The organism is Streptomyces sp. NPDC006368 (assembly GCF_040612535.1).
In the GTDB taxonomy this organism is placed as follows: domain Bacteria; phylum Actinomycetota; class Actinomycetes; order Streptomycetales; family Streptomycetaceae; genus Streptomyces.
Map to the genome: position 1 here is coordinate 97,482 of NZ_JBEXQK010000020.1, position 11,668 is coordinate 109,149.

Annotated in this window: 6 protein-coding genes; 1 reads left to right on the top strand and 5 read right to left on the bottom strand. The window is 68.9% G+C overall.

Annotated features, from left to right (window positions below; translation table 11 throughout):
• Positions 1-124: 124 nt before the first annotated feature.
• The 4 genes from ABZZ38_RS17440 to ngcE form a co-directional block, all read right to left on the bottom strand.
• On the bottom strand, positions 125-1,324 hold the full coding sequence (locus ABZZ38_RS17440; RefSeq protein WP_356740442.1) for an ROK family transcriptional regulator: 1,200 nt from the start codon (positions 1,322-1,324) through the stop codon (positions 125-127).
• A 219-nt stretch (positions 1,325-1,543) separates the two neighbouring features.
• The gene (locus ABZZ38_RS17445) at positions 1,544-2,503 is read right to left on the bottom strand and encodes a carbohydrate ABC transporter permease (RefSeq protein ID WP_356740444.1); all 960 of its coding nucleotides are present in this window, start codon (positions 2,501-2,503) and stop codon (positions 1,544-1,546) included.
• Between the two features lie 11 nt (positions 2,504-2,514).
• A complete protein-coding gene (locus ABZZ38_RS17450) occupies positions 2,515-3,438 on the bottom strand; it encodes a sugar ABC transporter permease (RefSeq protein WP_356740446.1) in 924 nt (307 codons plus the stop codon).
• A 77-nt stretch (positions 3,439-3,515) separates the two neighbouring features.
• Positions 3,516-4,967, bottom strand: a complete 1,452-nt coding sequence (ngcE, locus tag ABZZ38_RS17455) for an N-acetylglucosamine/diacetylchitobiose ABC transporter substrate-binding protein (protein WP_356740448.1) — start codon at positions 4,965-4,967, stop codon at positions 3,516-3,518.
• 528 nt (positions 4,968-5,495) lie between these two features.
• Between ngcE and ABZZ38_RS17460 the strand changes: the two genes are divergently transcribed.
• Positions 5,496-9,341 (top strand): GH92 family glycosyl hydrolase, encoded by a 3,846-nt coding sequence (locus ABZZ38_RS17460; protein WP_356740450.1) that lies wholly within the window; start codon positions 5,496-5,498, stop codon positions 9,339-9,341.
• 175 nt (positions 9,342-9,516) lie between these two features.
• Here the strand turns inward: ABZZ38_RS17460 and acnA are convergent.
• On the bottom strand, positions 9,517-11,668 hold a 2,152-nt coding region (acnA, locus tag ABZZ38_RS17465), incomplete at its 5' end, for an aconitate hydratase AcnA (RefSeq protein WP_356740452.1).

The following is an 11,668-nucleotide window of genomic DNA, read 5'->3' on the forward strand; positions in this document are numbered from 1 at the left end:
ATGTGGGGTTGCCTCCCTGACGAGGCCGCGACGTTGCGGCCGAGGTGGCTGGAAGTCAACTCGGCCGACACTCCGTCGTCAAGGAGTAAATTGACAACGAGATGACAACGGTGCCATCCGTTATCTAAGTGAACGCAGGGGTGGAGGCGGGACCGGCGCTCCACAGAAGGGTCGAATCGCCCATTTCACTGAGGGCGAGGGCCAGGGCGCCGAGCACCTCCGCGCGTCCCCCGAGGGCCCCGGGCGCCACCGACAACTGCCGGGCCGCGCTGGGGATGGCGTACCGCGAGACGGATTCCCGGATGGGCGCGAGGACCAGCTCACCGGCCTCCGCGAGGTCGCCGCCCAGCACGACGCGGCTGGGGTTGAGGAGGTTGCACAGGTTGGCCACGCCGCTGCCGATGTGGCGCCCGACGTCCGCGATCACCCGGCGGCACCCCGGGTCGCCCTCCCGCGCGAGCTGCACCACCCGCTCCAGGGTGAGGTCGGGGCCGTGGCTGGGCTGGAGCAGCGGCAGGACGTAGCGGGCGGCCGTGAAGGTCTCCAGGCAGCCGCGGTTGCCGCAGCGGCACACCGGGCCCGACTCGTCGAGCGTGATGTGGCCGATCTCGCCGGCGGTGCCGCCCGGACCCCGGTAGATCTGCCCGTCGATCACCAGGCCGGCGCCCACACCGCTGGCCACCTTGATGTACGCGAGGTCCTTGACGCCGCGCCCGCCGCCCCAGACGAGTTCGCCGAGCGCGCCCAGGTTGGCGTCGTTGTCGACGTACACCGGGACGCCGAGACGGCCGGAGAGCTCGTCGCTGGGGTTGATGCCGGTCCAGCCCGGCAGGATCGAGGTGGAGCCGAGGGTGCCGGAGGAGACGTCGATGGGGCCGGGCACGCCGAGCCCGACGCCGATGATCTTGTCCTGGCCGATTCCGGTCGTCGCGATCAGCCGCTTGACCAGCTGTTCGGCCCGGTCGAAGCCCTCCGCGGAGGACGCGTCGACGTCGAGCGGCTCGGCCTCCTCGGCGAGCACCTGGTGGGCGAGGTTGCCCACCGCGACGCGCAGGTGGGTGTGGCCGAAGTCGACGCCGATGACGATGCCGGCGTCACCGCTGAGCGAGACGCTGCGGGCGCGGCGGCCGCCCGCGGAGGTCGGGGTGACCTCGACGGTGCCGCCGTCCTTGAGCTCGCGGACGATGTTGGAGACCGTGGCCGCGGAGAGGCCGGTGGTCCTGGCGATCTCGGCCTGGGTCAGCGACCCGGCCATGCGCACGGCACGTACGACCCGCTCGAGGTTGGCCCGATGCAGAGATGTCTGCGACCCCGGAGTCTCCATCGACTCACTCACTCCTGCCGTTTTCTCCAACATGTGAACTCTAAGCTGAGCCTTTTGGGTTGCCCCCCGTCAAGGCCTTGAGCATCGCGGACCTCTGATGAGCGAAGCACATCGGCGGAAAAGGGATATTGACCTGCGTAAACCGGCAAACCGCCCGCCGATGGAGGATGCTCCACCGGCGGGCGGTTCGCTCTTCGTACGGAAATTACTCGAACGGCGTCACTTCAGGGCACCGGCGGTGAGGCCCGCCTGGACCTGGCGCTGGAAGATCGTGTAGACGACGAGCACCGGCAGCATCGCGATCATCATGCCCGCCATGAGGGCGCCCCAGTCGTTCTCGTAGCCCTGCTGGAGCGCGATCATCGCCAGCCCCTGGGTGAGGACGTACTTCTCCTCCTGCTGGTTGAGCACCATGGGAAGCAGGTACTGGTTCCACTGCCCCAGGAAGTTGAAGATGCCGATGCTGATCAGGCCGGGCTTGGCCATCGGCACCATCACCTGGAAGAACGTGCGCGTGTGCGACGCGCCGTCGATCAGCGCCGCCTCCGCGACCGAGGTCGGCAGCGTGCGGAAGAAGGCCGTCATGAAGAAGACGGTGAACGGCAGCGAATAGGCGATGTAGACGAGGATCAGCCCGTGGTAGGTGGCCAGCAGCGAGCTGCCGGGGAAGTCCCGCAGGACGAAGAAGAGCGGGATGACCAGCATGAAGACGGGGAAGGACATGCCGGCCACGAACAGGTAGTAGATGAACCTGTTGCCGGGGAAGGTGAAGCGGGCCAGAACGTACGCGGCCATCGACCCGAGCACCATGGTGCCGATGACCGAACCGCCGACGACGATCGCGGTGTTGATGAAGTACTGTCCCATGTTCGCGTCGTCCCACGCGTTGGACCAGTTCTCCCAGCGCAGGGCGGTCGGCAGGCCCCACGGGTCGGTGAGGATGCCGTTGCTGTCCTTGAAGGCGCTCCACAGCACCCAGAGCAGCGGCACGCCGACCATCAGCGCCCACAGGAGCAGGATGGAGTGGGAGAAGACGTTGAGCACGCCGCCCTCGGAGGTGCGGCCGGTGGCCGGCCCCGGCTTGCCGGTGACCGTGGTGGGCCCCGTGCCCGGCCGCCCGTCCGGCCCCGTGTCCCGCTTCGTCACCGCGGGGATCTCGTCGATCTCTTCGGTCGTCATCCGCCGTACCCCTAGTACTCGATCCGCTCACGGCGCGCGAAGCGCATCGTGAGCACTGCGAACGTCATGGTGACGATGAGCATCGCGACGCCCATGGCGGAGGCGTAGCCGAACTGGCTGTCGCGGAAGGCCGTGAGGTAGAGCCTCAGCGGCATGACGTCCGTGGCGCCGTCCGGGCCTCCCATGTTCACCGACATGATCTGGACCAGGGCGAAGGCGTCCAGGGCGATGATGCCCATGTACACCCAGCCGGTCTGGACGGTGTCCCACAGCAGCGGGAGGGTGATCCTGAAGAAGGTGTGGAAGCGGCTCGCGCCGTCCAGCAGCGCCGCTTCGTAGATGTCGCGCGGGATGGAGGCCATCGCCGCGGAGAACAGCACCACGTAGAAGCCGACGTGGCTCCAGATCATGACCGCGCCGATGCACCACAGGGCGAGGCTCTTCTCCCCCAGCCAGGAGTTCTGCAGTCCGTCCAGGCCGACGCCGCCCAGCAGTGCGTTCAGCATGCCGTCGTCCGGGTCGGGGTTGTAGATGTTGAACCAGATGACCGCGACGATGGTGACGGAGATGACCTGCGGGAAGAAGAAGACGAACCGGTAGAACTTCGAGCCGGCCACACCGGCGACCGCTTCGTTCTTCCGGCGGCGGCCCCCCACGTTGAGCATGAAGGCGAAGAAGAGGCCGAGACCGAGCGTCACCACCGGGACCAGCGCCAGCATGTAGACGTTGTGCCGCAGGGCGTTCCAGAAGTCGTCGCTTTGCCAGAGCTTGTGGAAGTTGTCCAGGCCGACGAACGTGGCGCTGCCCACGAGCCCGGACCAGTCCGTCATCGAGATCTGGAACGCCTGCACGAAGGGCGAGATGACGAAGACGCCGTAGATGAGCAGAGGCAGGGCCAGGAAGCCCACGATGAATCGGTATTTGCCGTGTTGCATGTGCTCCCCGGCCCTTCCCCTCGGTGCGTCGAATCGGGTGTCGGTCCGACCGGTCAGGCGGTGCGCTCGAACACCGGTCAGGCGGTGCGCTTGAACTTGGTGACGGAGTCGTCCTTGGCGACCCGGTCGCACTCCGCCTGGGTCTTCCTGATCCAATCGGCAGCCTTGAGCTCACCCGTGAGCAGCTGGCCGGTCAGTCCGCCGATCTTCTCGTCGGTGAGTGCCGGGTACCACTCCTGCAGATGAAGGCTGATCAGGTTCTCGCCGGCCTCCTTGAAGACCTTGCCGGCGGAGGCGAGACCGGGTGAGAGGGTCATGCCCTGCGTGGCGTCCACGACACAGGTCAGCGACTTCACCTTGGTGGCGAAGTTCTGGGCGTGCTTCCTGGAGAGCATGATGCGCAGCAGTTCCATGCCGCCGACCGGGTTCCTGCCCTTGGCGGCGACGATGTACGGCTCGCTCGGCTCGACCCGCAGGGTGCCGTGCGGCATGGCGTCGCCGGTGCCGTCGAAGAGGGCGCCGACGGCCATGCCGAAGTCCTTCGGCGTGGTGGGGGCGGCCTCGTTCTCGACCCAGGAGCCGTTGGGCATGAAGACGGCCTTGCCCCTGTTCCAGGCGGTCTGGGACTGGATGTGGGTGAGGCCCTGGCTGCCTTCGAGGAAGTACTTCTTGGCCGCGAGCTCCTCGTAGTGCTCGATGACCTCCTTGACCCCGTCGTTCGACGTCCAGGCGTTCGGCTCCAGGTTGTCGATCGCGATCCACTTCTCCATGCCGCCGATCTTGGCGATCTGGGCGAAGAGGTTGAAGTGGACGTAGTAGGGGAATTTGCCCGGGTACGTCCAGGGCGCGATGCCGGCCTTCTTGATGTCGCCGCAGAGCGTGACCATCTCGGAGAGGGTCTTGGGGTACGTCCAGCCCTTGTCGGCCAGCAGCTTCCCGGAGTACCAGGTGCCGTAGACGGTGAAGGCGTAGTAGAGCACGTCGAAGGTGTCGCCGTGCATGCCCTTCTCGACGGTGCTGGGGTGGATCGTGTCGCGGACCTTCTTGTTCGGGTCGTCCAGGGAGGGCGCGTCGAGCAGCGCGGCGAGGTCCTGGAGCTGGCCCTGGGTGGACAGCTTGTTCATGTCGAGGTGGTCGGCGCCGGAGTTGTCGATGATGTCCGGGGGGTTGCCGCCGGCGAAGCGCGGGGTGAGTTTGGGGCCGACCTGCTGGGTGCCGGTGTGCTTGACCGCCGCCCCGTAGGTGGCCTTGTAATCGGCCTCGGCGTCCTTCGCGTACTGGTCGCCCAGGCCGCCCTTGAAGATGAACGCCTCCAGCGGGGCGCCCTTGGCCACGCCCAGTGGGTTCTTGGCGCTCTTCTCGCCGACGGGCGCCTTGGTCTCCTTGCCGCCGTCACCGCCCCCACCGGTGGCGCAGGCGGATACGAAGCCGATGGCGGGAACGGTGATCAGGCCGAGTGCGGCGGACCGCTTGATCAGATCACGACGGCCGAGGCCCTCATTGTCAGTGCGGGCGGAGGTGGATCCCATGCTCAAGTCCTCGCCTTCTCCAGGACTCAGGCGGTGTACCGGTCGCCCGTACTCCTCGCCTGAGGCGAAGGGGCCCCCGCCACCGCGGTCTTGTGCAGGTTGGGTCGTGCAGGTGCTGGTGGTGCGGGAGGTGCAGGTGCTGGGTGGCGCTGGTGCTGGGTGGCGCTGGTGCCGGCGTACCGACGCCGGCCGGTACGGCTGGCGACCGGATGGCGCGGCTCCACGCCGTCCCGATCGGCACGCACGAAAACGGGCGACCCGGACGCCGACAGGTATAGTCCACTTCGCGTCAACTGAGCAAGATCGAGAGCAACATTGCCCGGTACTCTTTCCCGAGTTGAGACCTCACGGAAATGCGTCCCGACCTGGCCCACAATTACACGCCGTCAGGATCGGCAGAACGACCGGATTCAGTCTTTCGCTGGCGCCAACACCCTTGACACCCCCTGCCACTTACTCCCTACTGGTTCCTGCGCAGATCATCTGACAACGTTGTCCGACGCGCTTCGGCAGGAGGCAGGCCCGCGGATGCAGTGCAGACCGAGAACCCGGGACAGACGCTTTCGTACGGCCACCCTGGTGGTGGCCGCTTCCCTGACCGTGACGGCTGCCCCCTCGGCCGCGCTCGCCGTCCCCCGCCAACCCGACGCGTCGCAGCGGGAGTTCCGTTCCTCGTTCGAAACGGAGGAGACACCGCCCACCTGGCGCGACACCGTCGACACGGACGAGAGCGGACACAAACGGGCGTCCGGCGTTGACGGCGAGTTCTCCGCCGGAATACCGGGCAATGTCACCGAGAAAGTGACGGATCTGCGCGCCAGCGGTGAGAACACCGCGTCGGGGGAGACCAAGGAGAACCTGGTCGACCTCCAGCCCGGCACCAAATGGCTCACGTTCTCCCCCACCGCCTGGGTCGAATTCGACCTCGACGAACCGGTCACCGTGGTGACGTACGCCCTCACGTCGGCCAATGACGCCGCCGGCCGCGACCCGAAGGACTGGACGCTCCAGGGATCGACGGACGGCAAGGAGTGGACGGTCCTGGACACCCGCGAGGGCCAGGTCTTCGAGAAGCGCTTCGAGACGAAGACGTACGACGTCCACCAGGCGACCGGGTACGCGCACTACCGGCTGGAGATCGCCCGGAACAACGGCGCCGACATCACCCAGCTCGCCGACGTCCAGTTCTCGAACGGTGACACCTCCACGCCCGTCCCGCCCGAGATGCGCAGCCATCCCGACCGGGGCCCCGGCGGCTCCCCCACGGCCAAGGCGAACGCCGGGTTCACCGGCAAGCGGGCGCTGCGCTACGCCGGTACGCACCGGCCGACCGGGCGCGCCCACTCGTACAACAAGGTCTTCGACGTCGACCTGGCCGTCGGCCGCGACACCGAGCTGTCGTACCGGATCTTCCCCGCCATGGCGGAGACGGACCTGAACTACCCGGCGACGCACGTGTCCGTGGACCTCGTGTTCACCGACGGCACCCTGCTGAGCGAGCTGGGCGCGGTCGACAGCCACGGCGGGCCGCTCACCCCGCGGGGCCAGGGCGCGGCCAAGCGGCTCTACGTCAACCAGTGGAACCAGGTCACCGCGTCGATCGGCGGGGTGGCGGCGGGCCGGACCGTGGACCGGATCCTGGTGGCGTACGACGCGCCGAAGGGGCCGGGGAAGTTCCAGGGCTGGATCGACGACATCGCGCTCACCCGCAAGGCGCCCGAGCGTCCGCCCGCCCGCCCGTCGGACTACGCCTCGACGGTGCGCGGCACCAACTCCAGCTCGTCCTTCTCGCGCGGCAACACCTTCCCGGCGACGGCGGTCCCGCACGGCTTCAACTTCTGGACGCCGGTGACCAACGCGGCCTCGAAGAGCTGGCTGTACGAGTACGCCCGGGGCAACAACGCGGACAACCTGCCCACGGTGCAGGCGTTCGGCGCCAGCCACGAGCCGAGCCCCTGGATGGGCGACCGGCAGACCTTCCAGCTGATGCCCTCCGCCGCGGCGGGCGTCCCGCCGGCGGCCCGTACCGCCCGCGCCCTGCCCTTCCGGCACGAGAAGGAGAGGGCGAGACCGCACCACTACGGCGTGACCTTCGAGAACGGCCTGCGGGCCGAGATCACCCCGACGGACCACGCCGCGATGATGCGTTTCACCTATCCCGGTGAGGACGCCTCGGTCGTCTTCGACAACGTCACGGAGGAGGGCGGGCTGACCCTCGACCCGGCGAGCCGCTCCTTCACCGGCTTCTCCGACGTCAAGAGCGGTCTGTCGACGGGAGCGACGCGGATGTTCGTGTACGGCGTCTTCGACGCGCCGGTCACCGATTCCGCTTCGGCGGGCGTCAAAGGTCATCTCCGCTTCGACGCGGGCGCGGACCGCACGGTGACGCTGCGCATGGCGACGTCGCTGATCGGCGTCGAGCAGGCGCGGCGGAACCTGGCCGCCGAGATCCCTTCGGGCACCCGGTTCGAAGAGGTCCGGGAACGGGCGCAGGACGCCTGGGACGACGTCCTCGGCCGGGTGACGGTCGAGGGCGCGACCCGCGACCAGCTGGTGACCCTCTACTCCAACCTCTACCGGCTGTACCTGTACCCCAACTCCGGCTTCGAGAGGGTCGGCGGCAAGGACCGGTACGCGAGCCCCTTCTCGCCGCGGACCGGCCCGGACACGCCGACGCACAGCGGCGCGAGGATCGTCGACGGCAAGGTGTACGTCAACAACGGCTTCTGGGACACCTACCGGACGACCTGGCCGGCGTACTCCTTCCTCACCCCGCGCAGGGCGGGTGAGCTGGTGGACGGCTTCGTCCAGCAGTACAAGGACGGCGGCTGGATCTCCCGCTGGTCCTCCCCCGGCTACGCCGACCTGATGACCGGCACCTCGTCCGACGTGGCGTTCGCCGACGCGTACGTCAAGGGCGTGGACTTCGACGCGGCGGCGGCGTACGAGGCGGCGCTGAAGAACGCGACCGTCGTGCCGCCGAGCCGGGGCGTCGGCCGCAAGGGCATGGAGACGTCACCGTTCCTGGGCTACGCCTCGACCGAGACGCACGAGGGCCTGTCCTGGTCGCTGGAGGGCTACCTCAACGACTACGGCCTGGCGAGGATGGCCGACGCGCTTCACCGGAAGACCGGCAAGACCCGGTACAAGGAGGAGTCGGCGTACTTCCTCAACCGGGCACGCCAGTACGTCACGCTCTTCGACTCCCGGGCGGGCTTCTTCCAGGGCCGCAACCCGAAGGGCGAGTGGCGGGTGCCCTCGGCCTCGTACGACCCGAGGATCTGGGGGTACGACTACACCGAGACGAACGGCTGGGGTTACGCCTTCACCGCCCCGCAGGACAGCCGTGGCCTGGCCAATCTGTACGGCGGGCGCGCGGGCCTCGCCAGGAAGCTGGACACCTACTTCTCGACCCCCGAGACCGCGTCGCCCGAGTTCGTGGGCTCGTACGGCAGCGTCATCCACGAGATGACCGAGGCACGGGACGTACGGATGGGCATGTACGGGCACTCCAACCAGGTCGCCCACCACGTCACGTACATGTACAACGCGGCCTCGCAGCCCTGGAAGACGCAGGAGAAGGTGCGCGAGGTGCTCTCCCGTCTCTACACGGGCAGCGAGATCGGCCAGGGCTACCACGGTGACGAGGACAACGGCGAGCAGTCCGCCTGGTGGCTGTTCTCGGCGCTCGGCTTCTACCCGCTGGTGATGGGCAGCGGGGAGTACGCGATCGGCTCGCCGCTGTTCTCGAAGGCGACGGTGCGGATGGACAACGGCCGCACGCTGGTGGTCAGGGCTCCGGAGAACAGCGCGCGGAACATCTACGTACGGGGCCTGAAGGTCAACGGCAAGCGGTGGTCGTCGACGGCGCTGCCGCACGCGCTCCTCGCGGGCGGCGGGACGCTGGAGTTCGACATGGGCCCCAGGCCGTCGGCGTGGGGCACGGGCAAGGACGCGACGCCCGTCTCGATCACCCGGGACGACCGGGTGCCGTCACCGCGCCGCGATGCGCTGTCCGGCCCGGGTGAGCTGTTCGACGACACCTCCGGCACGCAGGCCGGTCTCACGGCGGTGGAGCCGGTGGACCTGCCGGTCCCGGCCGGCACGCGGGCGGTGCAGTACACGCTGACCTCCTCGGACCGGGACAAGGCCCCGGCCGGCTGGGTGCTGCAGGGCTCGCGGGACGGCACGACGTGGCGGGACCTGGACAGCCGGTCCGGTGAGTCCTTCGCCTGGGACCGGCAGACGCGGGTGTTCACGGTGGCCCGGCCCGGCGCGTACGACCGGTACCGGCTGGTGCCCGCCGCGGCGGCGACGCTGGCGGAGGTGGAGTTGCTGTCCCAGCGGGCCGGCTCCGGCCGCCGGACGCCGTAGCCCGCCGGCCGTCGTACTCCCGGTCGTGCGCGGGCGCGTCCGGGAGTCGGCGGTGCGGATCGCTTGCGGATCGCTGTCGGGGTCCACGGCGCGCGGGACAGGGGCCCGGGTACGACACGACCGGCCGCCACCCCGTGAGGGGGTGGCGGCCGGTGCGGTGCGATGCGGTGCGGGACTAGCCGCGGATCAGCGAGCGCAGCACGTACTGCATGATGCCGCCGTTGCGGTAGTAGTCCGCCTCACCGGGGGTGTCGATGCGGACGACCGCGTCGAACTCGACACCGGTGTCGGTGGTGACCTTGACCGTGCGCGGCGTGCGGCCCTCGTTCAGCTCGGTGACGCCGGAGATGGAGAAGGTCTCCTCGCCGGACAGGCCGAGGGACTCGGCGGTCCGCCCCTCCGGGAACTGGAGCGGCAGGACGCCCATGCCGATCAGGTTCGAGCGGTGGATGCGCTCGTACGACTCGGCGATGACGGCCTTGACGCCGAGGAGCGCGGTGCCCTTGGCGGCCCAGTCGCGGGACGAGCCGGAGCCGTACTCCTTGCCCGCGAGGACGACGAGCGGGACGCCCTGCTCGATGTAGTTGCGGGAGGCGTCGTAGATGAACGACACCGGACCGCCGTCCTGGGTGAAGTCGCGGGTGTAGCCGCCCTCGGTGCCCGGCGCGATCTGGTTGCGCAGGCGGATGTTGGCGAACGTACCGCGGATCATGACCTCGTGGTTGCCGCGGCGCGAGCCGTAGCTGTTGAAGTCGCGGCGCTCCACACCGTGCTCGGTGAGGTACTGGCCGGCCGGGGTGTCGGCCTTGATGGCGCCGGCCGGGGAGATGTGGTCGGTGGTGACCGAGTCGCCCAGCTTGGCCAGCACGCGGGCGCCCGTGATGTCCTCGACCGGGGTCGTCTCCATCGTCATGCCCTCGAAGTACGGGGGCTTGCGGACGTAGGTGGACTGCGGGTCCCACTCGAAGGTGTTGCCGGTGGGGATCGGCAGCGCCTGCCACTGGGCGTCGCCCGCGAAGACGTCCTGGTAGGACTTGGCGAACATGTCCTCGCCGATGGCGTTGGCGACGACGTCGTTGACCTCGGCCTCGGAGGGCCAGATGTCCTTCAGGTGGACCGGGTTGCCGTCCTGGTCGGTGCCGAGGGCGTCCTTGGTGATGTCCACCTTCATGGAGCCCGCGATGGCGTACGCGACGACCAGCGGCGGGGAGGCCAGGTAGTTCATCTTGACGTCGGGGTTGATCCGGCCCTCGAAGTTGCGGTTGCCGGAGAGGACCGACGTCACGGCGAGGTCGTTGTCGTTGACGGCCTTGGAGACCTCCTCCGGCAGCGGGCCGGAGTTGCCGATGCAGGTGGTGCAGCCGTAGCCGACGAGGTTGAAGCCGACCTTGTCGAGGTACGGGGTGAGGCCCGCCTTGTCGAAGTAGTCGGTGACGACCTTCGAGCCCGGCGCGAGGGTGGTCTTGACCCACGGCTTGCGGGTCAGGCCCTTCTCGACCGCCTTCTTGGCCACCAGCGCGGCGGCGACCATGACGTACGGGTTGGAGGTGTTGGTGCAGGACGTGATCGCGGCGACGGTGACGGCGCCGTGGTCGATCTCGTACGTCGAGCCGTCGGGGGCGGTCACGGTGACCGGGTTGGACGGAACGGTCTCGCCCGTGGCCTCGTCGTGCTGCGGGGCGCCGGCGCCGTTGTCGTCGTTTCCGTAGGCCGGGGCGTCGCTGGCGGGGAACGACTCGGAGCTCGCCTCGTCGACCGGGGAGGCCACGCCGTGCGGCTTCTCCTGCTGCGGGACGCCCGGCTTGCGGTCGTCACCGCCGGTCACGCCCGCCTCGACGTAGTTGAGGACGTCGCGCTTGAACTGCTCGGCGGCGTTGGCGAGGACGATGCGGTCCTGCGGGCGCTTCGGGCCGGCGATGGAGGGGACGACCGTGGAGAGGTCGAGCTCCAGCTTCTCGGAGAAGTCGGGCTCGGCGGACGGGTCCAGCCAGAGGCCCTGCTCCTTGGCGTACGCCTCCACCAGCGCGAGCTGCTGCTCGGAGCGGCCGGTGAGCTTGAGGTACTTGATGGTCTCGTCGTCGATCGGGAAGATCGCGGCGGTGGAGCCGAACTCGGGCGACATGTTGCCGATGGTGGCGCGGTTCGCGAGGGAGGTGGCGGAGACGCCCTCACCGTAGAACTCGACGAACTTGCCGACCACGCCGTGCTTGCGCAGCATCTCGGTGATGGTGAGCCGGTGCGCCACGTCCCGCCGGTCACTGCGGAGTACGACCACCGCGTAGCGGCCCCGTTCGGGCAGGTCCAGGCCGGCGGCGGCCCGCGAGGAG

Bases quoted from the DNA above. Each gene is read 5' to 3' on its own strand.
- ABZZ38_RS17440 (WP_356740442.1), bottom strand. From the start codon at position 1,324: ATGGAGACTCCGGGGTCGCAGACATCTCTGCATCGGGCCAACCTCGAG.
- ABZZ38_RS17445 (WP_356740444.1), bottom strand. From the start codon at position 2,503: ATGACGACCGAAGAGATCGACGAGATCCCCGCGGTGACGAAGCGGGAC.
- ABZZ38_RS17450 (WP_356740446.1), bottom strand. From the start codon at position 3,438: ATGCAACACGGCAAATACCGATTCATCGTGGGCTTCCTGGCCCTGCCT.
- ngcE (WP_356740448.1), bottom strand. From the start codon at position 4,967: ATGGGATCCACCTCCGCCCGCACTGACAATGAGGGCCTCGGCCGTCGT.
- ABZZ38_RS17460 (WP_356740450.1), top strand. From the start codon at position 5,496: ATGCAGTGCAGACCGAGAACCCGGGACAGACGCTTTCGTACGGCCACC.